The following is a 23,126-nucleotide window of genomic DNA, read 5'->3' as shown; positions in this document are numbered from 1 at the left end:
AAGCGGCTGCTCTTTTATAGGTTCTTCAATTCTTCAATGCGTTTTTCAACAGTTGCGTGTTTGTCGAGGTAATCGGCTTGTTTTGCGCGTTCTTCGGCTACTACAGCTTCAGGCGCTTTCGATACAAAGCGCTCGTTTGATAGTTTGCCTTGGACGAGCTTGACTTCTTTCGCCCATTTCTCGAGTTCTTTGTTCAAGCGCGCAAGTTCTGCATCGATGTCGATGAGGCCTTCAAGCGGCATGAACAATTCGGCTCCCGATACGACTGCGGACATCGATTTTTCCGGTGCTTGGATGTTTTCGCCGATCGTCAAGGTTTCCGGGTTGCAGAAACGTTCGATGTACGCAGCGTTCGCTTCAAGCACTTCATGTGTGTTGGCGTCTTTTGCTGAAATCGTCAATGCGACTTTCTTGCTCATCGGCGACTGCACTTCCGCACGGATCGTGCGCACAGCTGTGATGATGTCCATCAATAATTTCATATTGGCGGACTCGCTTTGGTTGGTCAATGAATCATCCACTGTCGGCCAAGCGGCGATTGTAATCGACTCGCCCTGGTGCGGCAGGTTCTGCCAGATTTCTTCCGTGATGAACGGCATGAACGGATGCAAGAGGCGCATTGTATTGTCGAGTACGTAAGCCAGAACCGAACGCGTCATTTTCTTAGCGTCTTCGTCTTCGCCGTATAATGGCAACTTCGCCATCTCGATGTACCAGTCGCAGAAATCATCCCAGATGAAGTTATAGAGCGCACGGCCCACTTCGCCGAACTCGTAGCGTTCCGCTAAGTTCGTCACTTGTTCGATGGTTTCATTCAAACGCGTCAGGATCCATGAATCCGCGACTGAGCGTTTGCCGGAAAGATCGATTTCTTCGTAAGTCATGCCTTCCATGTTCATCAAGGCAAAGCGGGAAGCGTTCCAGATTTTATTGGCAAAGTTCCATATGCTTTCGACTTTTTCCATCGAGAAGCGCAGATCCTGCCCCGGGCTGGATGCAGTTGCCAGGAAGTAGCGCAGCGAATCCGCGCCGTATTCAGCGATGACGTCCATCGGATCAACGCCGTTGCCGAGCGATTTCGACATTTTGCGGCCTTCCGCGTCGCGCACGAGGCCGTGGATCAATACGTCGTCGAACGGCTTTTCTTCTGTGAATTCAAGCGCTTGGAAAATCATGCGCGATACCCAGAAGTTGATGATGTCGTAACCGGTTACCAGCACATCGGTCGGGTAATAGCGTTTCAATTCGTCGCTGTCTTCCGGCCAGCCGAGCGTCGAGAACGGCCATAGCGCAGATGAGAACCATGTATCGAGCACATCTTCGTCCTGCGTCCAGTTTTCAGCATCGGACGGCGCTTCACTGCCAACGTAAACTTCGCCGGTTTCGTTATGGTACCAAGCCGGAATCTGATGTCCCCACCATAATTGACGCGAGATGCACCAGTCGCGGATGTTTTCCATCCAGTGCAGATACGTTTTTTCAAAGCGCTCCGGCACGAAATTGACGCCGTCTTCTCCTTTTTGCAGGTCAACGGATTTCTGCGCCAATGGCTTCATGTCCACAAACCATTGCGTTGACAGATACGGCTCGACTACCGCGCCGCTGCGTTCCGAATGCCCAACTGAATGCATATGCTCTTCAATTTTGAATAAAACACCCAGGTCCTGCAAATCTTTGACAATCGCTTTACGGCATTCGAAGCGGTCCATGCCTTCGTATTTGCCAGCGTTTTCGTTCATCGAACCGTCTTCGTGCATAACGAGTACGCGCTCAAGGTTATGGCGGTTGCCGATCTCGAAATCGTTCGGGTCATGCGCCGGCGTGATTTTCACGGCGCCGCTGCCGAATTCCATGTCGACATAATCATCTGCAACGATGTCGATTTCACGGCCGACAATCGGCAGGATGACTTTCTTGCCGATCAAGTGCTGATAGCGCTCGTCTTTCGGGTGAACCGCTACTGCTGTATCGCCAAGCATCGTTTCCGGACGCGTCGTCGCCACTTCAATCGAACCGGAACCGTCTGCCAGCGGGTAACGCATATGATAGAATCCGCCCTGCACGTCTTTGTAGGTAACTTCGATATCGGAAATCGCAGTTTTCGTTGCCGGATCCCAGTTGATGATGTATTTGCCGCGGTAGATCAATTTCTTCTCGTATAATTTAACGAAAACTTCCTGAACCGCTTTCGACAAGCCTGCATCCAGTGTAAAACGTTCGCGTGAATAATCGAGCCCTAATCCAAGCTTCGACCATTGCGCGCGGATATGCGATGCGTATTCTTCTTTCCATTTCCATGATTCCTCAAGGAATTTCTCGCGGCCCAGGTCGTAGCGCGACTTTCCTTCTTCGCGCAGCTTACCTTCCACTTTCGCCTGCGTTGCGATGCCGGCGTGGTCCATACCCGGCAGCCACAAGGCGTCAAAGCCTTGCATGCGCTTCATGCGTGTTAGGATGTCCTGCAATGTCGTGTCCCAGGCATGGCCCAGGTGCAATTTGCCGGTAACGTTCGGCGGCGGAATCACAATGGTATACGGCGTTTTGCCGCTTTCAGGTTTCGCTTCGAAGAATTTTTGGTTGATCCACCATTCGTAGCGGCCTTTTTCAATGGCTTGCGGATCGTACTTGGTTGGCATTTCAGTCATTGGTATTCCTCCTCTTGTTTTATTCGCCTGAGCGGTGCTGCCGGAAAACAAAAAAACCCCTTCGTCTGAAAAGGACGAAGGAGTTGTTCGCGGTACCACCTTTATACCAAGCTGAAAAAGCCTTGGCGCTCAAGCCTGATAACGGATTTCACATCCGGTTTCCGCTACTCGAATTTCACGGGAACTGCTCCGAGGCGACATTCGAATGCTGGTCCATGGAAGCCTCGCACCAAACGGCTTCCTCTCTGACATGCACGCACATTCTACTATCCTCATCAACGCATTGACTATCTAATTGATTCTATTGTACTCAATTTCCGCTTTTAGCGTCAAGTTTTTTTACGATGATCGTCACAATCGGCGACGCAATCAGCAGAATAAAAAACAGGCGGAACAATTGGAAGCTCGTGATCAGCGCCACATCGCCGCCGGTCGCGAGCGCCGTGATCGCCATTTCCGCGATGCCGCCCGGAGCCGCACTCAGAAAGAAATCCAGGAAGATATAATCCGGCAAGAGTTTCGCGAGTATGTACGCAATAAATGCAGTGAAACTGATGAGGAGTACATTGTTCAAAACGATGGCTGCCCCTAAGCGGAAGGTCAGTTTGTCGCCAATGCGCTCCATCTGCAAGCCGAGCCCGGCGCCGATGCATACCTGCGCAAGCGCAATCAGCCAGTACGGCAAGTCGACAAGCAGCTCGCCTGTCACCGTCTGGACAATCGCCATCGTGAGAATCGGTGCAAGCAGTTCCGCTGCCGGGAAGCCAATACGCTTCATGCCGAGATAAAGGGTCCCTCCGACAGCAAGTGCTGCGAGAAATGCGAGCGGCGCGAACGTGAAAACGCGCTCGCCCATTTCCCCTTCTTCCCGGCCGGTCAGGAATACCGTAAAAAATGGAACAATCGTGACGACCATGAAAATGCGGATCGTCTGCATCATCGTGACGACGGTGATGTTTGCCGATTTCACTTCTTCCGCGATGACGACCATCTGCGCGAGCCCGCCAGGAATCGACCCAAGAAGGCTCGTCGCCAAGGATTCATCCACCATTCTTTTGAACAGCAGCCCTAGAACGATTGACAAGCCGACAACCGATACCGTCATGAACGCCATATAAGGCAAATCGAGCCACATCAGGAACACCGCATCGCGTGTGAACGATGCTCCGATCTGGACGCCGAGCATGACAAGCCCAGCCGTCCGCAGCGTTTTCGGCCAATAAAGCTCCATTTTCGTAAATTGGCTGACAAGCAGCATCGCAATCATCGGCCCGAGCAGCCACGGCAGGAACATGCCGATCGTTTCGAATAAAAAGCCTGCTGCAACAGCGATTAGCGCTGTCCTCAAGAAAACCGTCATGCCCTACCACCTTTCGTATCCCGAAGGAGTTCTTTGTTCTATCGTACAGGAAAAAGAGCGGGAAATCTCGCGAATGCCGGAAAATCTTCGTTGAAGGATTTATTTGTTGCCTCATCCGCAAGAAAAAAGCCCGGCCGCAAATTCTGCGGCCGAGCTGAAGATTTTATTTAGCGTGCGAGTTTTGCAAAGACCGTGTGGAACGCTTCAACGGTTTTAGCGATCTGTTCTTCGGTATGGGCTGTCGACAAGAACATACCCTCGAATTGGGAAGGCGGCAAGTAAATGCCTTCTTCCGCCATCAAGCGGTAATAATCGGCGAACAAATCAGTGTCGGACGTTTTCGCTGTTGCGAAGTCGACGACGGGTTCGTTGGTGAAGAAGAAACCGATCATCGAGCCGGCACGGTTGACTGTGTGCGGGATGTTGTATTTCTCAGCTGCAGCACGGAAGCCGGCTTCAAGCTGGTCGCCGCGTTCGATGAACGTGTCGTACGAGCTTTCATCCAGGCGCGATAAAGTCTCCAAGCCAGCCGTCATCGCAAGCGGATTGCCGGACAAGGTGCCCGCCTGGTAAATCGAACCGCTCGGTGCAACTTGCTGCATGATTTCACGCTTGCCGCCGAATGCGCCGACTGGCAAGCCGCCGCCGATGACTTTGCCGAGGCATGTCATGTCCGGCGTGACGCCGTAATAGCCTTGCGCGCAATGATAGCCGACGCGGAAACCGGTCATGACTTCATCAAAGATGAGCACAGTGCCGTTTTCCGTCGTCAAATTGCGGAGTTCCTGCAGGAAGCCAGGGTTCGGCGGCACGACGCCCATATTGCCGGCAACCGGTTCAACGATGACCGCTGCGATGTCGTCGCCGAATTCCTGGAACGCCAAACGGATGCTTTCCAAGTCGTTATAAGGCACCGTGATGGTGTTTTTCGCTACAGAGTCGGGAACACCCGGTGAATCAGGCAAGCCCAGCGTCGCGACGCCTGAACCCGCTTTGATAAGCAAGCTGTCGGCGTGGCCGTGGTAGCAGCCTTCGAATTTCAAGATTTTGCTGCGGCCGGTATAGCCGCGGGCAACGCGCAATGCACTCATTGTCGCTTCCGTACCGGATGATACCATGCGCACCATTTCGATTGATGGCACGCGCTTGATGACAAGTTCCGCCAATTCAGTTTCGAGCAAAGTCGGCGCGCCGAAGCTTGTGCCGGACTCCGCCGTTTTCTGGATTGCTGCGACAACTTCCGGATGGGCATGCCCTAAAATCAGAGGCCCCCATGACAGCACATAGTCGATATACGTGTTGCCGTCGATGTCCGTGATCGTTGCGCCTTTGCCGGATGCCATGAAAATCGGATCCATGTTGACCGATTTGAATGCGCGCACCGGGCTGTTGACGCCGCCCGGCATAACTTTTTTCGCTTCAGTGAATGCTGCAATCGATTTTTCGTATGTCATTTATTTTCCCTCCAGCCAGCGTGCTGCGTCTTTTGCGTGGTAGGTCATGATGATGTCCGCCCCCGCGCGTTTCATGCTCAATAAAGTTTCCAAAACGATTTTCTCTTCGTCGACCCAGCCGTTCAATGCAGCTGCTTTGACCATGGCGTATTCGCCGCTGACGTTATAAGCGACGATCGGCAAATCGAAATTGTCGCGTACTTCACGGATGATGTCCAAATACGACAATGCCGGTTTGACGATCATGAAATCCGCACCTTCTTCAACATCGGATGCGGCTTCGCGCAATGCTTCCAAACGGTTCGCCGGGTCCATCTGATAGGTTTTGCGGTCGCCGAATTGCGGTGTTGAGTGTGCAGCTTCACGGAACGGCCCGTAATAAGCGGAAGAATATTTCACCCCGTAAGACATGATCGGAGTGTTTTCAAATCCGGCTTCGTCGAGACCGTAGCGGATCGCTGCGACAAAACCATCCATCATATTCGATGGTGCAATAATGTCCGCTCCGGCTTTCGCCTGCGACACCGCTGTGCGCGCCAGTAAATCCAATGTTTCGTCGTTCAGGATAACGCCGTCTTCGATGACGCCGCAATGTCCGTGGTCCGTATACTGGCATAAGCATGTATCCGCAATGACCACCAATTCAGGATGGCGTTGTTTCGCAAAACGGATCGCTTCCTGTGTGATGGCATGGTCATGGTACGCCTGTGAACCGACAGCATCTTTTTCGTTCGGCACGCCGAACAAGATGACCGACGGGATGCCGAGTGAAACCACTTCATCAAGCTCTGCTCCTAGCGTATCCAATGAGAAATGGTAGACGCCTGGCATCGATGAAATCTCTGATTTGACGTTTTCGCCTTCTACGACGAAGATCGGATAGATAAAGTCCTCTTTTTTGACGCTTGTTTCACGCACCATTGCGCGCAAATTTGCAGATCCGCGCAAACGGCGGTGGCGGTTGAATTTCAATTCAGTCATGTGTACAACTTCCTTTCGCGATTTCATTGACAAGATCGGTGTAAGTATATTTTTTAGGAATATAGTCGGCGCGGCCGCCATGCGAGATGAGGGCCCCTTCCGTGACATGGCCGATTGCGGCGGTGCGGATAGCGGTGAAATCGCCCCCAGCTTCCGCGTAGGCTCTGACAGCGGACGGGCTCGCAAATACAACGATGACTCCGCTCATGCGGCATAATTCCCGTGCATTCTCTATTTTAAGCGCCGTTTCGTAAATAATCCATTCATCCACTTGCAGCGGCATCGATGCGATGGTGTTTTTCGCAAGCGATCCTTTGATAAACAGGCATTTCGCGTCGCCTGCCACTGCCGGGAATTCCTGCACGAAAACGTCCGCACTGTAGACGCTCGGCATAAAATGGGTTTCGTAGCCATATTGCGCCAGTTTGTCAGCTGTCTTTTCGCCGACAGCGGCGATTTTCGCGTTAGTCCGGATGTGCAGCTGGCCGAACGCATCCGCGCTATTGGCGCTCGTGAAAATCAACCAGCCGTAACAGTCGAAATCCGGCAGTTGTGACTGCCGGACGGATGTTTCTATGAGCGGCAAATAAATTGCCTCACCGCCCAAAGACGCTGTCAGGGCCATAGCCCCTTCCGGCTCTTTTGATCCGGTGAAAATGATGGTTTCGCCTGTCAGCGGCAATTTCTCAGACATTGCTCTCAGCTTTTACTTTTTGGATCAAGTCGTAGCCGCCTTGTGCACTGATGCGCGCAGCAACATCTTTGCCTGCTGCGATCGGGTCGCTGTGGACAGCTGATTCTTTGAATACCTGCTCGGCATCCGGAGAAGAAATCAAGCCTGTGAACGACACTTCGCCATTTTGGACTGTCGCGTAGCCGGCAATCGGCACTTGGCAGCTGCCGTCCATGTCCCGTAGGAATTGGCGCTCAGCGTTGACTGCTAATGCTGTATGTTCGTCGTTGACTTTCGCCAGTTCCGCAAGCAATTCTGTGTCTTCCTCGCGACATTCGATCGCAAGCGCGCCTTGGCCGATTGCTGGTAGGCATTGGTCGATTTCAAGGAATTCCGTCACGATTTCATCTTTCCAGCCCATGCGCTTCAATCCTGCAGCTGCAAGAATGATGGCATCGAAATCACCCGACTTCAGTTTTTCCAAACGTGTGTCGATGTTTCCGCGGATCCACTGGATGTCGATGTCCGGGCGCAGCAATAATAATTGCGAACTGCGGCGCAAGCTGCTTGTGCCGACAACCGCTCCGACTGGCAAGTCCATGAATTTCACGTGGTTATTGGCGATAAACGCATCGCGCGGGTCTTCGCGTTCAGGGATGCATCCGATTGCAAGCCCTTCCGGCAGCACGGATGGCATATCTTTCATGCTGTGGACAGCAAAATCGATTTCCTTATCGAAAAGCGCTTGTTCGATTTCTTTGACGAATAAGCCTTTGCCGCCAACTTTTGACAGCATGACATCGACAATCCGGTCGCCTTTTGTGACGATTTCTTTGACTTCGAATTCGAATGGCGCGCCGGCCGCTTTCATTTTATCGATAAACTGGTTGGTTTGTGTCAACGCCAGCTTGCTTCTTCTTGAACCTACAATGATTTTTCTCAAATGAATCCTACCTTTCTAGTACCAAAAATGAAATTCAGATAAACGGCTGCCGAGGAAAAAATTAACCAGCAGCAATAAGAATGCGTAGATATGGGCCATCGCATACGAGCTGCCGTTGAGTGCCCCTTTGCGGTGGCGGTACAGCAAAATGCTGTAGACAATCAGCAGGATGAATGAGCCGATGATTTTCACGTCCAAAAGCGAAAACTGCTCAAGCGAGATATACGCCCATTGCAGCCCGAGCACGAGCGACACGAATAATAGCGAGATGCCCGCAAGGATTGAAATCGTCATGCCCTGTTCGGTCTGGCCGAGCGACGGCAAATTGCTCCATTGCTTTGTCCACTTCTTCTTTTTCAGCAGCCTATACAACACCATATGCAATGCTGAGAAAACGAACGACAGCGAAAACGCGACATACGATAAAATCGCAAACGTGATGTGGATCAATAATAATTCCGACACTAAGGCTTCCCCGACCGGCGAGCGTTCAATCTGCACCGGGGCGAATGTATGGATCGTCATGAAGATGAATCCGATGATATTGATGAAAAACACCGCAAAATCGAAGCGGTAGAATATCCGCAAGACGAGCGACAGCGTCACCAACAGCCAAGCATAGAAATAAATACCTTCAAACAGCGTTAATATTGGAAATCGCTGCGTCTCTATAATGTACAACGATAAAAAGACGGTCTGCAGCAGCCAAACGACGCCAAGCAGCGTCATCGCAATGCGGCTCGCCCGCTTTTCCTTATATAAATAATCGAAAAAATAAAAGACAAGGCTGACAGCATATAGAATAACCATAGCTTCGTGCAGCCTTGCCATTGTTATATCAGCCATCCTATTCCCCTTCGTTTCCATAATTAAAGGCGTTCCGCATCTACATTTTAACATATAGATCCGTGAACGCCTCTTTAAGAAAGCTTAAAATGAATATCCGGGAGTTTCTTGTTTCTGCTGTTCTTGTGCTTTATCAGCTTTGGTTCTTGCAGCGTTTGTCTGTTTCTCTATTTCAATCTCCACTTCATCTTCAATGCCGAAGATCTGCTGGAACAATTCCAGCTGCTCACGCGATTTAGGCGCACCGGCCATTTCCTTCGCTTGAAGGATCGGCTCTTTCAGCAATTGATTGATGATCGATTTCGTGTGTTTGTTCAATATTTTCTTTTCACGGTCGGTCAAATCAGGCATTTTGTTTTCAATGCTGGACATTGTCTCCGCTTGGATCGTCAACGCTTTTTGGCGCAAAGCCGAAATGACTGGAACCACGCCGAGCGTCGTCAGCCAATCGTTGAACTGAGACGTTTCCGTTTCAACCATCGTGACGATTTGGCGTGCTGCGCGTTCGCGTTCTGCCAGATTCGCTTCCACAATGCCTTGCATATCATCGATATCGTATAAAAACACATTCGGCAAATCGGCGATTCGTGGATCGATATCGCGCGGAACCGCAATATCCACCATGAACAACGGTTTGCCTTTGCGCAATTTATCGACAAACTCCATCAATTGGAAATCGATGACGTAATCAGTCGCACCCGTTGAAGAAATCAAGATGTCCGCTTCAAGCAATGCGCATTGCAATTGCGTCATCGGCTTCGCGTTGCCGTTGAATTTTTCCGCAAGTGTTTCCGCTTTTTCAAGTGTGCGGTTGATGACCGTCACTTTATCAGCGCCGCTGCCTTGCAGATTCTTGATCGCCAGCTCGCCCATTTTACCCGCGCCCAAGATGACGACATGCTTGTTTTTAAGCGTGCCGAAAATCTTCTTGCCAAGTTCCACAGCCGCATAAGAAACCGATACGGCATTCTCGCCGATCGCTGTTTCCGAATGCGCCCGTTTCGCTAGCGTCACCGCTTGTTTGAACAATTGATTGAAAACCGTTCCGGTCGTGCCGAATTCCTGCCCTGCGAGGAAGCTTGATCTCACTTGTCCGAGAATCTGCGTCTCCCCAAGGACCATCGAATCGATGCCGGCTGTTACGCGGAACAAATGGTCTACCGCTTCGTCTTTTTCATGGACGAATAAATACTGTGAGAACTCTTCTTGCGACAATCCGAAATAGTCCGCAAGAAATTGCTTCACATAATAGCGCCCTGTGTGAAGCTGGTCCACCACCGCGTAAATCTCCGTCCGGTTGCACGTAGAAACGATGACGTTTTCCAATATGCTTTTCTGGTTTTTTAACGCCTGCATCGCTTGTGGAAGATCCCCCTCGATAAACGAGAGCTTTTCACGGATTTCCAAAGGTGCAGTACGATAGTTCACCCCGACCACTAAAGTATGCATGGGTTCAAAACACCTTTCACGTTCAATATTTCCTATAAATTAAGTATACCACTACTAAAGTTTTATAATCTTTCACAAATGTGAACAAGACATGAAAACTGATGTTTATTTATATTCATTATAAAGTAAGTTTAACAAAGCCCTGGTGCCTCAACAAGCATAACGCTCTTAGTCGAAATAGTGCGAGAACTTCGGGTTTGGCTTGTGGCAAATCATGAACGGGCCAGGAGGTTGTTTATGGAAAATGCGGTTTGTTTGTAGAATAAATGATTTGTTTGCAGAATCCGTTAGTTTGTTTGCAGAATATGCGATTTGTTTGCAGATTCCGCCGATTTGTTTGCAGAATCCTGATTTACTTGCAGCATTCTAGTTTTACTTGCAGCAAGGAGATATTCACTTGCGGCAAACTCCAATTCACTTGCAGAAACCTCTTTTCCCCACAAAAAAACGCGCCAGCTCAGCTGCGCGTTTTAGGTCGTTTATTGTCCGGCTGCTTGAGCCAGTGGCGCAATCCTTTGCCGGCGTGCGGCTCGTCGTTATAGCGCGGCAGGATGTGGAAATGGCTGTGGAGGATCGACTGGTTGGAAGCCGCGCCAACGTTCCAGCCGAGCGTATAGCCATCCGGTGTGTATTTGGCGTCAAGGAATGTTTTCGCTTCGTGCAGCAAGTCGTATGTATCCCGCCATTCTTCCGGCGTCAGCTCGAATGTATCGACGCGGTGTGCTTTCGGTACGATGACGCCGCTGCCTTCGAGGACATCTTGCTCGAAGTTATGCTGCAGAAAATAACAGCTGGCGTTTTCGAGCACGATTTTCTGGTGTTCATCTTCATGCGGGTTGCAGAATGGACAATGCTTCATCTCAGCCATAATCAAACTCCTTGGATTTTCTTTCCATTATATCAAAAAAAGCACAGCCTTAGCTGCGCTTTTCCATTTCTTACATTCTTTTTTCGATTTCTTGCCAAGCGGCGTCTTTGCCAAGCCCGGTTTCAGAGGAGAAGACGATCAATGGATCGCGCTTGTCCATCTCGAGTGTTTCGCGGACGATTTTCTTGTGCTTGTCCCATTTGCCTTTCGGGATCTTATCGGCTTTGGTGGCAATGATGATGCACGGAATGCCGTAATGCTTCATGAAGTCATACATCGCAACATCGTCGCGGCTCGGCGCGTGGCGCAAGTCGACGATCTGAATGACCGCTTTCAGCTGTTCACGGTCTGTGATATAGCGCTCAATCATCTTGCCCCATGCTTCACGTTCCGTCTTCGACACTTTTGCGTAGCCATAGCCCGGTACGTCGACATAGAAAAGCTGTTCTTCTATTTTATAAAAATTCAGCGTCTGCGTTTTCCCGGGTTTTGAAGAAATGCGGGCCATGCTTTTGCGCCCGATCATTTTATTGATGAAAGACGATTTACCGACATTCGAGCGGCCGGCTAAGGCGAATTCCGGCAAGCCGTCTTCCGGATATTGGTCCGGGCGGACGGCGCTGATTACAAGTTCTACGTTATGGACAATCATTCACTTACTCCTTCTAATGCGATTTCAAGTGCTTCGTCAGCCTGGGAAACGAGTTTGAACGTCAATTCCTGGCGGACGCTTTCCGGAATGTCCTCGATGTCCCGCTCGTTGTCCAACGGCAAGATGATCGTTTTCAATCCGGCGCGGTGCGCACTCAATGTTTTCTCTTTCACTCCGCCAATCGGCAGAACCCGTCCGCGCAGCGTGATTTCGCCCGTCATGCCGACTTCACGGCGGATCGGCCGTTTGGTCAAAGCGGACACCAGCGCGGTTGCAATGGTGATGCCTGCGGATGGGCCGTCTTTTGGCACGGCGCCTTCCGGAACGTGGATGTGGATATCCTGCGTTTCATAGAACATCGGATCGATGCCGAGCTCTTCAGCTTTCGAGCGCACAAATGACAACGCTGTCTGAGCGGATTCCTTCATCACGTCGCCCAGTTTACCGGTCAGCTGAAGCTTTCCTTTGCCGGGTGATAATGAAACCTCGATCTGCAGCGTATCACCACCGACTGCCGTGTAGGCAAGTCCGGTAGCGACGCCGACTTGGTTTTCCGTTTCAGCCATGCCGTAGCGGAATTTGCGCTTGCCGAGGTATTTCTCGACTTTCGGCGCATCCACTTCGACTTTCGCTTTCTCGCCTGAAACGATTTCTTTCGTCACTTTGCGGCAGATGGAGGCAATTTGGCGTTCCAAGCCGCGGACACCCGCTTCACGCGTGTAATAGCGCACGATGTTCAGGAGTCCTTCGTCTGTAAAATGCAGCTGCTCATCCGTCAACCCGTGCTCTTTCAATTGCTTCGGAGCCAAGTGGTTTTTAGCGATCATCCCTTTTTCAGCTTCCGTATAGCCTGCGATTGAAATGACTTCCATCCGGTCGCGCAAAGGCCCTGGGATCGAGCTCAGGTCATTTGCAGTCGCAATGAAAAGGACATTCGATAAATCGTAGGTTTCTTCTATATAATGGTCGCTGAACGAATTGTTCTGTTCCGGGTCCAATACTTCAAGCATTGCCGAAGACGGATCGCCACGGAAATCGGATGACATCTTATCGATTTCATCCAACAGGAATACCGGATTAACGGTTCCTGCCTTTTTCATCCCTTGGATGATGCGTCCTGGCATCGCTCCCACGTACGTACGGCGATGGCCGCGGATTTCCGATTCGTCGCGCACGCCGCCAAGCGAGATGCGGACGAATTTGCGGTCCAGCGATTCTGCAATCGATTTGGCGAGCGAAGTTTTCCCGACGCCAGGAGGCCCGACGAGGCAAAGAATCGGTCCACGAAGCGAATGCGTCATCTGGCGCACAGCCAAATATTCAAGGACGCGTTCTTTTACGGTCTCCAAACCATCATGGTCGCGGTCGAGAACGTCTTCCGCGTGTTTGATGTCGAGCCGGTCTTCAGTAGATTCCGACCATGGAATCGTCACAAGCCATTCAATGTAATTGCGGATGATGCCGCTTTCCGCTGCAGCGGAAGGCAATTTTTCGTAGCGGTCCAGCTCTTTAAGCGCAACTTTCAATGTTCCTTCCGGCATGCCGGCTTCTTCGATGCGCTTTTTCAAGTCGACGATTTCGCCCGACTTGCCGTCTTTGTCACCAAGCTCAGACTGAATTGCTTTCATCTGCTCACGCAAATAGAATTCTTTCTGCGTCTGCTCCATCGATTTCTTGACGCGCTGGCTGATGCGTTTTTCCAAATCAATGACTTCCTGTTCATTGTGGAGGCGGCGAATCAGCGTTTCGAGGCGTTTTTCCACATCGAACAGCTCCAGCACTTCCTGCTTTTCAGACAGCTTGAACGGCAAATGGGAAGCAACCATATCTGCCAAACGGCCTGGTTCTTCGATATCGGCAACAGTATTATACGTTTCTGTTGTCACTTTTTTCGAAGCTTTGACGTATTTCTCGAAATGCTCGAGCAATAAACGCATCAATGCGTCTTGTTCCGCTGTTTTTTCTTCTTCATCCGGATAAGAAGACACATCAACAGCAGTATACGCATCGCCTTCATTGTAATTTTTCCACTTTCCGCGCTCGAGCCCTTCGACCAGCACACGGATTGTGCCGTTCGGCAGTTTCAGCATCTGCTTGACTTTCGCCAAGGTTCCTACCTTATACAAATCATCTTTTCCGGGCTGTTCGTTGCCCACTTCTGTCTGCGTCACAAGGAAAACGATGCTGTCTTCCAGCATTGCCTGTTCGAGCGCCGCCACTGACCGTTCACGGCCGACATCAATATGCAGCACCATTGTCGGAAAGACCAATAGTCCCCGCAGCGGCAATAAAGGCACGCTCTTGCTTGTTTTTCTCTTAGCCATTGGAATACCCACCTCCGGGTTGAATTTTAAAACTGGTTGACACCGCTAGCTTGATTTTAACTTGTATTTCAATTAAAAAAGTGAGGAACATTTCCTCCATTGCAAACCGGCCATTAAAAAACGGGCCTTCCCCCGAACGCGCGAAAACGCACGATCAGAGTCAGCCCGTATCATCCTTTGCCACCCAACTTTTACGGGCAAGTGATCCAGCTTGCGCGGAAGATCAATTGGCCGCTAAAGTCCGATTGGTCCACCAACTAACAGGGGGTTAAACTCCCCACTGATTGAAGTTTCACTTATATCCAGCTGTCATGCCGGATTATGCGGATGTTTTTTCGTTATTGCCTTCTTTAAATTCAGAGCCATCTTCTAAAATGAGTTTTGGCTGTGCTTTTTCAGTGATCGTTTCTTTTGTAATGACACATTCCACGATGTCTTCGCGTGAAGGCAAGTCGAACATCACATCAAGCATTGTATTTTCGATGATTGAGCGGAGTCCGCGTGCACCGGTTTTGCGTTCAATTGCCAATTTCGCAATTTCCACCAAAGCGTCCGGTTCGAATGTCAATTCCACGCCATCCAGTTCCATCATTTTCTGATATTGCTTGATCAATGCATTTTTCGGTTCAGTCAAAATCTGAACCAATGCGCCTTCGTCCAATTGCTCAAGGCTCGCCAATACCGGCAAACGCCCGATGAACTCAGGGATAAGGCCGAATTTCAGCAAATCTTCCGGAATCAATTGGCTAAGCAATGATTTATCATCCAATTCTTCTTTGTTCGGATCTGCACCGAAACCGATGACTTTGCTGCCAAGGCGGCGTTTGATGATTTGTTCGACGCCATCGAATGCTCCGCCAACGATGAACAATACGTTCGTCGTATCGATCTGGATGAATTCCTGGTGAGGATGCTTGCGGCCTCCCTGCGGCGGCACGCTTGCAGTTGTTCCTTCTAGGATTTTCAGCAAAGCTTGCTGAACGCCTTCACCTGAAACATCGCGTGTAATCGATGGGTTCTCGGATTTGCGGGCCACTTTATCGATTTCATCGATGTAGATGATGCCTTTTTCAGCGCGTTCCACATCGTAGTCCGCTGCTTGGATCAATTTCAGCAAAATGTTTTCAACGTCTTCGCCTACATAACCGGCTTCAGTCAATGAAGTCGCATCTGCAATGGCGAAAGGCACGTTCAAGATGCGGGCCAAAGTTTGTGCCAGCAAGGTTTTCCCGCTGCCAGTTGGTCCGATCAAAACGATATTCGATTTAGACAATTCCACATCATCGATTTTGCTCTGGGAATTGACGCGTTTGTAATGGTTGTAAACAGCAACAGCAAGCGATTTTTTCGCTTTGTCCTGTCCGATTACGTAGCCGCCGAGAATGTCCATGATCTCTCTTGGTTTCGGGACCTCTTTGAACTCGACTGCTTCTTCAGTACCTAGCTCTTCTTCTACGATTTCCGTACAAAGCTCGATACATTCGTCGCAAATATATACACCTGGTCCTGCGACCAGTTTACGTACCTGTTCTTGCGGTTTTCCGCAGAAAGAACATTTTAAATGATCTTTTTCGTCATTGAATTTGAACAATGTATCCACCCCTATTCAAGCCATTATCTTACAAGATTATGCTCATTGTAGCAACTAATTAGAATTACTACAAAAAGTACGCTCTTATGTAACGCGGTGCTTACTTGCGTTGTTCTATGTAGAGTAAAACAAGGCGCGATTGCCGCGCCTTGTTTTAAGCCTTGCTTATGTGATAATTATTCAGCGCTTGGAGCGTCTGCAACATCAGTTGTAATTTTAGCGTTTTCCACTAGGAATTCAACAGTGTTCTGCATGCGGATGTCGTTTTCAAGCATCTCAGTGCCGCCAAGTGCAGTTTTGATTTGTTCAGTATCCATGTTGAACTGGGAAGACATCTTCTCAAGTTCAGCATTGATGTCGTCAGAAGACACTTCCATGTTTTCTGCAGCAGCAATCGCTTCTAGAACCAATGATACGCGTACGCGTGTTTCTGCGTCGGTTTTCATTTGTTCGCGAAGTGCAGCCTCGTCCTGTCCAGAGAACTGGAAGTAAAGTTCAAGGTTCATGCCTTGCTGTGTCAAGCGCTGTTCGAAATCGCTCATCATGCGGTCAGTTTCAGAAACGACCATTGCTTCAGGGATGTCGATTGTCGCGTTTTCAGCAGCTTTTTGCACTAACTCATCGCGCAACTGTGCATCAGCATTGGCTTTTTTCTCAGCCGCTAAAGTTTCTTTCATTTTCGCGCGCAATGCATCCAACCCTTCTACTTCAGGATCGATTTCTTTTGCGAACTCGTCGTTAAGTTCTGGAAGTTCTTTCGATTTCACTTCGTTGATCTTCACTTTGAAAGTTGCAGCTTTTCCTGCAAGTTCAGCAGCATGGTATTCTTCAGGGAAAGTAACTTCAACATCTTTTTCTTCGCCTGTTTTAGCACCGATCAACTGTGATTCAAAACCTGGGATGAATGAGTTCGAACCGATTTCAAGAGAATAATCTTCTCCTTGGCCGCCTTCGAATGCTTCTCCATCAACAAATCCTTCAAAGTTGATAACAGCAGTATCGCCTTCAACGATTGCTTCATCTTCTTTGACAGCAAGTTCAGCGAAACGCTCTTGGTTTTCTTTCAATTGGTTTTCGATCTCTTCGTCAGTCACTTCAGCATCCTGTTGGGAAACTTCAAGGCCTTTGTATTCGCCAAGCTGAACTTCCGGTTTAACCGTCACTTTAGCTGTGAATACTAGCGGTTTGTTTTTCTCCATTGTTTCGATGTCGATTTCAGGACGGTCTACAGGGTTGATGCCTGCTTCTTCCACTGCGTTAGCGTAAGCGTCCGGCAAAATGAAATCCAAAGCATCCTGATAAAGTGATTCTGTACCAAAACGCTGTTCGAACATTTGGCGCGGCATTTTCCCTTTACGGAAGCCTGGTACGTTAATTTCTTTTACGACTTTCTTGAACGCTTTGTCCAATCCTGCGTTTACTTGCTCCGCAGGCACTTCAATTGTAAGAATTCCTGTGTTTCCTTCTTGTTTTTCCCATTTTGCTGACATTTTATAAGCCCTCCAAACATTTTCTACAAAGTCATATTACGTTTATACGATTTTTGACAACTTCCATATTATATCACACATAGCGCCATGTTCAACTATTTCTACCCGTTGCGCAGCTCAAACCATTGTTCGGCGTGAAAAATGAGCGTCAGGAGCTCAGGATCCACAGATTCCCCGGCTTCTTCTGAAAAAAGCCCATCCAAATATCCCTTGTATGCGAATGCCACTTGTTCAGCGCTATAGCCCTCCCACATGAACGGATAAAACAAAAACACATGACGGTCGAACAGCTCGAGCGCCATGTCCAGCCGTGTCGGATCTTTCTGCATGGCGTCTTGCAGAACTTCTTTGACCGCAACAAGCTTGCTGTCATTTGCAGGATCGGGCAATTGCCGGATCGAATACGTTCCTTCAAAGCCGAACTTGCTAAGGCGGACCTCAGCATCTATTTTTTCTTGATGCAGTTTGAATAATATGTATGTTTTCGCCAGCAAGTCCGTCTCCGGATGCTGGACCAGTTCCACCATACTGCCTTTCATCACTTCTAACGAGCCAGTGGGCAGTTCGAGTATGCGCCGCTCCTGTTCTGCAGGCGGCAGCGCCACAAAATTCGCTGCCGCATAAAGCGTCGGATCGATTTTGGCTGGCGCGGAGTTCGAAGCAATACGTTCGTTCAGCTCGCGCAATTGCTGGAATTGCTCCAGCCGTTCTTCAGGCAAAACCTTTTCTTCGATCAGCGCTTCAATCATTCGCTCCGCTTCGGCAAACTCACGGACTTGCATTAAAATGCTTATGTATAATTCCATTGTTTCCAGATAATGCACAGGCCCTACTTTCAAGAGTTCCTTGCATACTTCAAGCGCTTCCTCGTATACGCCAAGCTCAAATAAACAATAAGCATATGCACCGAGCGCTCCCGGATGTTCAGGCTCGTAAGAAAGCACTTGGTACAGCTTATCGCGTGCACTGACATATTTTTCGTCTTTCAACAGGTTCATGCCTTCTGTCAGCAGCACTTGTACCGTGTTCGGAAAAACAATGACATTGCCTTTCCGTTTCAGCTCCCTGTACTTTTTCCGCATTTTAACACCCCATTTGTACTATTTATAATACCATAACGGGTTTTTGCAAGAAAATAAAACCTCAGCCGTTCGGACTCGCTGATCCTAACTCAATGGGGAATCGCTTTTAGCTTTTGGAATTGGCTGATGCGGAACCAGCGCGGCAGGAATTGGCGGATTTCGTCATCATTGTATCCAACCTGCAGTTTTTTGCCATCATGGAGGATTGGCAAACGCAAAATCCCCGGGTTTCCTTGGATGACTTCATACAGTTCCGGCATAGACAAAGTATCGAGGTCGACTTTCAGTTTTTTGATGGCGTAGGCTTTTTTGGAGATGATCTCTTCCGTGCCTTCATCCGTCAGCGACAAGATCTCCTGGATCTCTTCGACGGTGATCGGCGTAACCGAGATGTTTTTTTCAGTGTAAGGGATATTGTATTCATTGAGCCATGCAATCGCTTTCCGGCAGGAGGTATTGCTCGTCGCAGTAAATAATTTCGCTTTCATCGTGTCACATTCCTTTCATTCAATGTACCTTCCTTCATCTGTTTGATGATCTCCGGGGGGAACAGCGTACGGCAAAACACTTTTGCAAACTGCTGATAATCCACATCCAAGCCCTCACTATTGCGGACTTGTAATTTTTCGAGCAGCGACTGCAGGCACCATGTCAACGTTCCAATATCAATATCCGGCCACATGAGCCCTTTTCGCTGAAGCTTTTCAAGATGCTGCAGCACTTTTTTCTGCATATGCACTTTTGCATCTTTGACCACTGCGGCCAATTCGGCATCGCGGATCAGCAGCTCCGGCATCAATTTCCCTAAATTCGATTCATTCATTTTATGGTAATGCATTTCAAGGCGCCCAGCTAACAGCTTTTCGGGATCGCCACTTTTCCACTCGAGATCAAGCGGCATGATGTCTTCGAGCTGATTTTCGATGAGCGACATCAATAATTGCCGCTTGTCTGAGAAATACCGGTAAAATGTGCCGGTGGCAACATGGGCCCGTGCGGCAATCTCTTTTGCCGTCGTGTGTTCGTAGCCCTTTTCGATAAAGAGGGATTTGGCACTTTCAATCAATGCCTCTCTTTTTAACTTTGATCGTTGTTGTTTCGGAAACGTCGGAAAATCTCCGACCAAATTTTCGTTCGGCATTTCGTCACCTCTAGTACATAGAATAACACGCTTACACGAAAAACATGAACTCTGGTTCATGTTTTAAAAGCGTTTATTTTCATGTTGCTTCACATTTTCGCCATTTAATGTTAAAGCTCCTCCACATCTTCACCATTTAAAATCAGCTTATAGGCCAAAGCCGGCATGATTGAATGGGCAACGGGGCAATATTTGTCAGCACTCGTCCGGATTGCGTGCCACACCCGCTCTGGCTCCACTTCGCCATCTACCAGGAAAGTTACGGCAATCGCCGTAAATTCTTTTGGCGGCTTGTCATTTTTATCGCCTTCTGTGACAATTTCAATGCGTTCAATCTTATTCATGCGGCTTCTTAAGATCGCCACCACATCCATTCCGACGCAGCCAGCGAGCGCTCCGAGAAGCGCCTGCATCGGCAGGACGCCATTTCCTTCCCCGCCTGTCGCCTGATGGGCATCCATTGCGAGTTCATGGCCTCCGGGAGTCGTCATCGTAAACAGAAAATCTTTTTGCCATATTGTCGATACTTTCAAAGTAGGTCCAGCCATTTTATCTCCACCTTCCGGCAATAAATTTACTTTTATTCTAACATTATTATTCTGAATATTCCGGGTTCTTTAAATTATTTTTTCAGCTATAGGAAAACCCCTCTGATCCAAATGGGATCAAAGGGGTCTGCCGTTTTCTTATGTAATCATTTCTATAACGTCCCAGGAGAGATTCGAACTCCCGACCGACGCCTTAGAAGGGCGTTGCTCTATCCAGCTGAGCTACTGGGACATGGCTTTCTTTTGGAATCGATTCTCCAACGAAAGACAATTTTAATTATAGAAATGATTTCATTAAAAGTCAATGCTATTTTGCAAAAACATTAAATTGATTTTCTGCTATTCTTCAGAGCCGTTAAGCAGCTTTGACAACGATTGCTGCATTTCTCTCATAGCATTGCCGCGATGGGAAATGGCCGCTTTTTCCTGTGGCTGCATCTCTGCCAATGTCCGCCCTTCGGATGGCACCCAGAAAATCGGGTCATAACCGAAGCCGTTTTCGCCGATGCGCTCTTCAATGATATAACCTTCGCAAGTTCCCGAGAAAACTTTTGTTTCTTTTCCAGGAACAGCGATTGCCAGCACACAGCGGAAACGCGCATGGCGTTTTTCTTCCGGAATGCCTTTCATTTTCTCCAAAACTTTGTCGATGTTCGCGCTGTCGCTTTTCTCGCCGCCGGCATAGCGCGCCGAGTAAACGCCAGGTTCGCCGCCGAGTGCATCAATTTCCAGCCCGCTGTCATCCGCGATAACGGCGGTATTAAGGAGTTTGGCAACCGTTTCCGCTTTCAGTATGGCATTTTCTTCAAAAGTGGAGCCTGTTTCTTCAACGTCGATGTCTTCTGCGATATCGCGCAATGTCAAAACTTCATAGCCGAATGGACGGAACAGCGCTTCGAAATCCTTTGCCTTGCCCAAGTTTTGAGTTGCAATGATCACTTGTTTCATAGGTTGGAATTCACCTCTTCCCCGACCCGGAGAGCAATCTTTCCGAGTACTTGTTTTTGCATTTCAATCAATTGGCTGATGCCAGCTTCGCCAAGGTCCAGCAATTCGTTGAGCTGTGCGCGTGAGAATGTCGCCTCTTCTCCAGTGCCCTGCAGCTCGACGAAATGTCCAGCTCCGGTCATCACCAGGTTCATATCCACTTCTGCTGTCGAATCCTCGACATAGTTCAAGTCCAGAATCGCACCGATTTCTTCATCGATGCCTACGCTGGTTGCTGCCAGGAAGTCTGTTACTGGAAAAGCCGGCAAGTCCAGTTCGCCGATCGCCATCGTCATAGCGACGAATGCGCCGGTAATAGAAGCTGTGCGCGTTCCGCCGTCCGCCTGAATGACATCACAATCGATCCACAGCGTGCGTTCGCCCAACTTTTCCAAATCTACTACAGCGCGGAGTGCTCTGCCGATTAAGCGCTGAATCTCCATTGTACGTCCGCCCACTTTGCCTTGCGATGATTCACGGCGATTGCGTGAATTGGTTGCCCGTGGCAGCATCGAATATTCGGCAGTGACCCAGCCTTTGCCTTGACCTCTTAAAAAGGGCGGAACTTTTTCCTCAATCGTTGCCGTACAGATCACTTTCGTCTGTCCGACTGTTATCAGGACCGATCCTTCAGGATGTATCAAGTACTCTGTATCCATCTGCACCGGACGCAATTCGCCCGCTTTTCTGCCATCAATTCTAGTCATTTATATTTCCTCCTCAACTCTTCATCATTAGATTACCATATTTGCGGAAGCTCGACCAAAAAAACCTGGCGGCGTGAGCCGTCAGGTTTTGGGAAAACGTATCGAATGGACGAATGGTTCTTCAATGCCCAGCCATTTCTGGATAATCGACCGGAAGATCGGAATCGATCCGGATGTATAGAAGTGGTGGACCGGCGGCTTGGTGCGATCCGAAAGTTGGCCTTTGAAGCGCAAATGGCGTTCGACGTCTTTGGCTGTCTCTTCTGCAGATGACAACACTTTGACACCGTTGCCGAACACGCCCTCGATAAAGTCCTGCAGCAACGGATAATGGGTGCAGCCCAAAATAGCTGTATCAAAAACTTCCCCTTCGAGCTGGGACAATGTTTCCTCCACCATTTTTCGGGCAAACTCCCCTTCGTACTCATCACTTTCTACGAGCGGCACAAACCTCGGGCACGCCAATTGAACAACATTCGACGAAGACACGAGTGACTTCACTGCTTTTTCGTAAGCGCCGCTCTGGACAGTTCCCAGAGTGCCGAGAACCGCAATATTCTTCCCAGGAGAAGATTTGATCGCAGCGCGGGCGCCTGGAAAAATGACGCCGATTACGGGAATCGGCAATTTTTTCTGAAGAGAGTCCAACGCTGCAGCTGTTGCGGTATTGCACGCAATCACCAGCATCTTGATTTTCTTTTTCATCAGCGCCTGCGCCATCTGCCATGTAAACTTCTTCACTTCTTGAAGTGAACGGGGTCCGTATGGGCAGCGCGCATTGTCGCCAATATAAAATATCTGTTCATTCGGCAATAACTTCATGATTTCCTTGGCGACGGTCAGTCCGCCTACCCCTGAATCGATAACACCTATAGGCGCATTCACGTTCAAATCACCACTATCCTATTTCATGTTTGTATGGAGCTTCTCAAGAAGCATTGAAAATTGGCCAGCTTCTTCTTCGCTGAAATTCGCCAGCACATTTTCCAAGTAATCCTGGCGCTTTTTAATCACTTCTTCAATGATCCGTTCGCCCTCTTTCAAGAGTTTGATGCGGACAACACGGCGGTCCTGTTCTTCACGGATGCGTACCACAAGTTCATTTTTTTCCATGCGGTCCACTAAGTCAGTCGTTGTGCTGAACGCCAGGTACATCTTGTTGGAAAGATCTCCGATTGTCATATCTCCGTGCTCAAAAAGCCATTGCAAAGCAATAAACTGAGGCGGTGTAATGGTATAGGAATTCAGGATTTCGCGGCCTTTTTGCTTGATGATGCCGGAAATGTAACGAAGTTCTTTTTCCATAAACGCTACCCGTTCCGGGTCATGGAGATTCTGTTTGGCATTTTCATTCATTGAATTCAACACTCCTTGGCTAAGTATCC

General features: G+C 49.2%; 21 protein-coding genes, 1 tRNA gene and 1 other annotated feature. All 22 genes read right to left on the bottom strand.

What is annotated here, in order from left to right:
- Window positions 1-14 precede the first annotated feature (14 nt).
- The 22 genes from EGV91_RS02370 to EGV91_RS02265 all read right to left on the bottom strand — a co-directional run bounded on the left by EGV91_RS02370 (window position 15) and on the right by EGV91_RS02265 (window position 23,097).
- Window positions 15-2,645, bottom strand: coding sequence for a valine--tRNA ligase (locus EGV91_RS02370; RefSeq protein ID WP_135500581.1), 2,631 nt, complete (start codon window positions 2,643-2,645; stop codon window positions 15-17).
- A gap of 67 nt (window positions 2,646-2,712) precedes the next feature.
- Window positions 2,713-2,933, bottom strand: a binding site (T-box leader).
- Between the two features lie 22 nt (window positions 2,934-2,955).
- The gene (locus EGV91_RS02365) at window positions 2,956-4,005 is read right to left on the bottom strand and encodes an AbrB family transcriptional regulator (protein ID WP_135500580.1); all 1,050 of its coding nucleotides are present in this window, start codon (window positions 4,003-4,005) and stop codon (window positions 2,956-2,958) included.
- Window positions 4,006-4,172: 167 nt separating this feature from the next.
- Window positions 4,173-5,459 carry a glutamate-1-semialdehyde 2,1-aminomutase gene (hemL, locus tag EGV91_RS02360; RefSeq protein ID WP_135500579.1) on the bottom strand — a complete coding sequence of 429 codons (1,287 nt, stop codon included), beginning with the start codon at window positions 5,457-5,459 and terminating at the stop codon, window positions 4,173-4,175.
- On the bottom strand, window positions 5,460-6,440 hold the full coding sequence (hemB, locus tag EGV91_RS02355) for a porphobilinogen synthase (protein WP_135500578.1): 981 nt from the start codon (window positions 6,438-6,440) through the stop codon (window positions 5,460-5,462). It lies immediately after the preceding gene.
- The gene (locus EGV91_RS02350; protein ID WP_135500577.1) at window positions 6,433-7,134 is read right to left on the bottom strand and encodes a uroporphyrinogen-III synthase; all 702 of its coding nucleotides are present in this window, start codon (window positions 7,132-7,134) and stop codon (window positions 6,433-6,435) included. The genes hemB and EGV91_RS02350 overlap by 8 nt, the downstream gene beginning before the upstream one ends.
- The gene (gene hemC, locus EGV91_RS02345) at window positions 7,127-8,056 is read right to left on the bottom strand and encodes a hydroxymethylbilane synthase (protein WP_135500576.1); all 930 of its coding nucleotides are present in this window, start codon (window positions 8,054-8,056) and stop codon (window positions 7,127-7,129) included. Before hemC ends, EGV91_RS02350 begins: the two co-directional genes overlap by 8 nt.
- Window positions 8,057-8,071: 15 nt before the next feature.
- Entirely contained in the window at window positions 8,072-8,902 is an 831-nt protein-coding gene (gene ccsA / locus EGV91_RS02340) for a cytochrome c biogenesis protein CcsA (protein ID WP_135500575.1), read from the bottom strand.
- 84 nt (window positions 8,903-8,986) lie between these two features.
- Window positions 8,987-10,351, bottom strand: coding sequence for a glutamyl-tRNA reductase (gene hemA, locus EGV91_RS02335; RefSeq protein ID WP_135500574.1), 1,365 nt, complete (start codon window positions 10,349-10,351; stop codon window positions 8,987-8,989).
- A gap of 457 nt (window positions 10,352-10,808) precedes the next feature.
- Entirely contained in the window at window positions 10,809-11,219 is a 411-nt protein-coding gene (locus EGV91_RS02330) for an HIT family protein (protein ID WP_135500573.1), read from the bottom strand.
- A 70-nt stretch (window positions 11,220-11,289) separates the two neighbouring features.
- A complete protein-coding gene (gene yihA, locus EGV91_RS02325) occupies window positions 11,290-11,871 on the bottom strand; it encodes a ribosome biogenesis GTP-binding protein YihA/YsxC (protein ID WP_135500572.1) in 582 nt (193 codons plus the stop codon).
- Entirely contained in the window at window positions 11,868-14,195 is a 2,328-nt protein-coding gene (lon, locus tag EGV91_RS02320) for an endopeptidase La (protein WP_135500571.1), read from the bottom strand. Before lon ends, yihA begins: the two co-directional genes overlap by 4 nt.
- Window positions 14,196-14,514: 319 nt before the next feature.
- Window positions 14,515-15,786 (bottom strand): ATP-dependent protease ATP-binding subunit ClpX, encoded by a 1,272-nt coding sequence (gene clpX, locus EGV91_RS02315; RefSeq protein WP_135500570.1) that lies wholly within the window; start codon window positions 15,784-15,786, stop codon window positions 14,515-14,517.
- Window positions 15,787-15,962: 176 nt separating this feature from the next.
- On the bottom strand, window positions 15,963-17,276 hold the full coding sequence (gene tig, locus EGV91_RS02310; RefSeq protein ID WP_135500569.1) for a trigger factor: 1,314 nt from the start codon (window positions 17,274-17,276) through the stop codon (window positions 15,963-15,965).
- Window positions 17,277-17,377: 101 nt separating this feature from the next.
- Window positions 17,378-18,358 (bottom strand): tetratricopeptide repeat protein, encoded by a 981-nt coding sequence (locus EGV91_RS02305; protein ID WP_135500568.1) that lies wholly within the window; start codon window positions 18,356-18,358, stop codon window positions 17,378-17,380.
- An 89-nt stretch (window positions 18,359-18,447) separates the two neighbouring features.
- The gene (spx, locus tag EGV91_RS02300; protein ID WP_135500567.1) at window positions 18,448-18,846 is read right to left on the bottom strand and encodes a transcriptional regulator Spx; all 399 of its coding nucleotides are present in this window, start codon (window positions 18,844-18,846) and stop codon (window positions 18,448-18,450) included.
- Window positions 18,843-19,499, bottom strand: a complete 657-nt coding sequence (locus EGV91_RS02295; RefSeq protein ID WP_135500566.1) for a TetR/AcrR family transcriptional regulator — start codon at window positions 19,497-19,499, stop codon at window positions 18,843-18,845. Before EGV91_RS02295 ends, spx begins: the two co-directional genes overlap by 4 nt.
- A gap of 110 nt (window positions 19,500-19,609) precedes the next feature.
- On the bottom strand, window positions 19,610-20,047 hold the full coding sequence (locus tag EGV91_RS02290) for an OsmC family protein (RefSeq protein WP_135500565.1): 438 nt from the start codon (window positions 20,045-20,047) through the stop codon (window positions 19,610-19,612).
- A 158-nt stretch (window positions 20,048-20,205) separates the two neighbouring features.
- Window positions 20,206-20,279 (bottom strand) — tRNA-Arg (locus EGV91_RS02285).
- 107 nt (window positions 20,280-20,386) lie between these two features.
- The gene (locus tag EGV91_RS02280; RefSeq protein WP_135500564.1) at window positions 20,387-20,995 is read right to left on the bottom strand and encodes an XTP/dITP diphosphatase; all 609 of its coding nucleotides are present in this window, start codon (window positions 20,993-20,995) and stop codon (window positions 20,387-20,389) included.
- Window positions 20,992-21,741, bottom strand: coding sequence for a ribonuclease PH (rph, locus tag EGV91_RS02275; RefSeq protein ID WP_135500563.1), 750 nt, complete (start codon window positions 21,739-21,741; stop codon window positions 20,992-20,994). Before rph ends, EGV91_RS02280 begins: the two co-directional genes overlap by 4 nt.
- Before the next feature lie 81 nt (window positions 21,742-21,822).
- Window positions 21,823-22,626 (bottom strand): glutamate racemase, encoded by an 804-nt coding sequence (gene racE / locus EGV91_RS02270; RefSeq protein WP_135500590.1) that lies wholly within the window; start codon window positions 22,624-22,626, stop codon window positions 21,823-21,825.
- Window positions 22,627-22,644: 18 nt separating this feature from the next.
- Window positions 22,645-23,097 carry a MarR family winged helix-turn-helix transcriptional regulator gene (locus tag EGV91_RS02265; protein ID WP_135500562.1) on the bottom strand — a complete coding sequence of 151 codons (453 nt, stop codon included), beginning with the start codon at window positions 23,095-23,097 and terminating at the stop codon, window positions 22,645-22,647.
- Between the last annotated feature and the right edge of the window lie 29 nt (window positions 23,098-23,126).

It is taken from the genome of Planococcus koreensis (genome assembly GCF_004761975.1).
Lineage (GTDB): Bacteria > Bacillota > Bacilli > Bacillales_A > Planococcaceae > Planococcus > Planococcus koreensis.
The sequence above is the reverse complement of the archived record's forward strand: the minus strand, read 5'-3'. Positions and strand labels throughout refer to the sequence as shown.

Bases quoted from the DNA above. Each gene is read 5' to 3' on its own strand.
- spx (WP_135500567.1), bottom strand. From the start codon at position 18,846: ATGAAAGCGAAATTATTTACTGCGACGAGCAATACCTCCTGCCGGAAA.
- EGV91_RS02330 (WP_135500573.1), bottom strand. From the start codon at position 11,219: ATGGCTGAGATGAAGCATTGTCCATTCTGCAACCCGCATGAAGATGAA.
- tig (WP_135500569.1), bottom strand. From the start codon at position 17,276: ATGTCAGCAAAATGGGAAAAACAAGAAGGAAACACAGGAATTCTTACA.
- lon (WP_135500571.1), bottom strand. From the start codon at position 14,195: ATGGCTAAGAGAAAAACAAGCAAGAGCGTGCCTTTATTGCCGCTGCGG.
- hemL (WP_135500579.1), bottom strand. From the start codon at position 5,459: ATGACATACGAAAAATCGATTGCAGCATTCACTGAAGCGAAAAAAGTT.
- EGV91_RS02350 (WP_135500577.1), bottom strand. From the start codon at position 7,134: ATGTCTGAGAAATTGCCGCTGACAGGCGAAACCATCATTTTCACCGGA.
- EGV91_RS02295 (WP_135500566.1), bottom strand. From the start codon at position 19,499: ATGCCGAACGAAAATTTGGTCGGAGATTTTCCGACGTTTCCGAAACAA.
- rph (WP_135500563.1), bottom strand. From the start codon at position 21,741: ATGACTAGAATTGATGGCAGAAAAGCGGGCGAATTGCGTCCGGTGCAG.
- EGV91_RS02280 (WP_135500564.1), bottom strand. From the start codon at position 20,995: ATGAAACAAGTGATCATTGCAACTCAAAACTTGGGCAAGGCAAAGGAT.
- hemA (WP_135500574.1), bottom strand. From the start codon at position 10,351: ATGCATACTTTAGTGGTCGGGGTGAACTATCGTACTGCACCTTTGGAA.
- EGV91_RS02265 (WP_135500562.1), bottom strand. From the start codon at position 23,097: ATGAATGAAAATGCCAAACAGAATCTCCATGACCCGGAACGGGTAGCG.
- EGV91_RS02370 (WP_135500581.1), bottom strand. From the start codon at position 2,645: ATGACTGAAATGCCAACCAAGTACGATCCGCAAGCCATTGAAAAAGGC.
- hemB (WP_135500578.1), bottom strand. From the start codon at position 6,440: ATGACTGAATTGAAATTCAACCGCCACCGCCGTTTGCGCGGATCTGCA.
- EGV91_RS02365 (WP_135500580.1), bottom strand. From the start codon at position 4,005: ATGACGGTTTTCTTGAGGACAGCGCTAATCGCTGTTGCAGCAGGCTTT.
- EGV91_RS02290 (WP_135500565.1), bottom strand. From the start codon at position 20,047: ATGGCTGGACCTACTTTGAAAGTATCGACAATATGGCAAAAAGATTTT.
- EGV91_RS02305 (WP_135500568.1), bottom strand. From the start codon at position 18,358: ATGCGGAAAAAGTACAGGGAGCTGAAACGGAAAGGCAATGTCATTGTT.
- ccsA (WP_135500575.1), bottom strand. From the start codon at position 8,902: ATGGCTGATATAACAATGGCAAGGCTGCACGAAGCTATGGTTATTCTA.
- yihA (WP_135500572.1), bottom strand. From the start codon at position 11,871: ATGATTGTCCATAACGTAGAACTTGTAATCAGCGCCGTCCGCCCGGAC.